The sequence below is a fragment of the Candidatus Hydrothermales bacterium genome (assembly GCA_039630235.1).
Lineage (GTDB): Bacteria > Hydrothermota > Hydrothermia > Hydrothermales > JAJRUZ01 > JBCNVI01.
In genome coordinates, this window is the sequence record JBCNVI010000051.1 from 1 (window position 1) to 699 (window position 699).

A 699-nucleotide genomic window follows, 5' to 3' on the forward strand; every position below is an offset into this window, starting at 1 on the left:
CTAGTTTCTTTCCACAGAATGGGCAAAATAAGAACCCCTCCTGAACCTTCGCTCCACATTCTGAGCAGATCCCGGAAAGCATATAATGATTATACAATCTCCTCTCTTAGTTTGCCAAGAGTTCCTGCAGGATTTATCACCGATTGTATCATTCTTTTTCTTTTAGAAAACATTGAGTTAGGTTCAGCGATTCTAGTTGTTAATTCTCTTACCATAAGTTCAAGAGTTTCCCCTTAAGCATTTTCTCTCAAAACCTCAACCAAATAAACTTTTTGCGCCAAGTCATAACTTCTTGCTCTTTCTGTCTAACATATAAACCGTTACGTGAGAAGCATCAGGGAAAATTATCCTTTCTGCTTAGTTCAATCGACCCTTAACCTCACGTTATCAATCAGTCTTGCCTTTCCTAAGAAACAGGCGATTCCGATAAGGATTTCTCTCTTTATTTTATCAACCGGAGCTAAATTCTCTAGGTCAACAATTTCGATATACTGAATTTTGATTAAGTTTGAGTTTTCTCGAATAAATTTCCTCATTTTTTCAATAATCTTCTGAGGGTCTCTTTCACCTTCTTCTATGAGCTTTTTTGCTAGTAAAAGTGATTTATAAATAATTGGTGCCTCCTTTCTTTCAGATGGTGTAAGATAAGTATTTCTTGAGCTCATTGCAAGTCCATCTTCTTCTCTCACTGTTTCAACG

General features: G+C 36.5%; 2 protein-coding genes. Both read right to left on the bottom strand.

Going from position 1 to position 699, the window contains the following annotated elements:
• Positions 1-89: 89 nt before the first annotated feature.
• Positions 90-215 carry a hypothetical protein gene (locus ABDH49_09240; GenBank protein MEN3047122.1) on the bottom strand — a complete coding sequence of 42 codons (126 nt, stop codon included), beginning with the start codon at positions 213-215 and terminating at the stop codon, positions 90-92.
• A 147-nt stretch (positions 216-362) separates the two neighbouring features.
• Positions 363-699: pantoate--beta-alanine ligase (locus ABDH49_09245; protein ID MEN3047123.1), on the bottom strand; the 337-nt coding region annotated here is incomplete at its 5' end.

Bases quoted from the DNA above. Each gene is read 5' to 3' on its own strand.
- ABDH49_09240 (MEN3047122.1), bottom strand. From the start codon at position 215: ATGGTAAGAGAATTAACAACTAGAATCGCTGAACCTAACTCAATGTTT.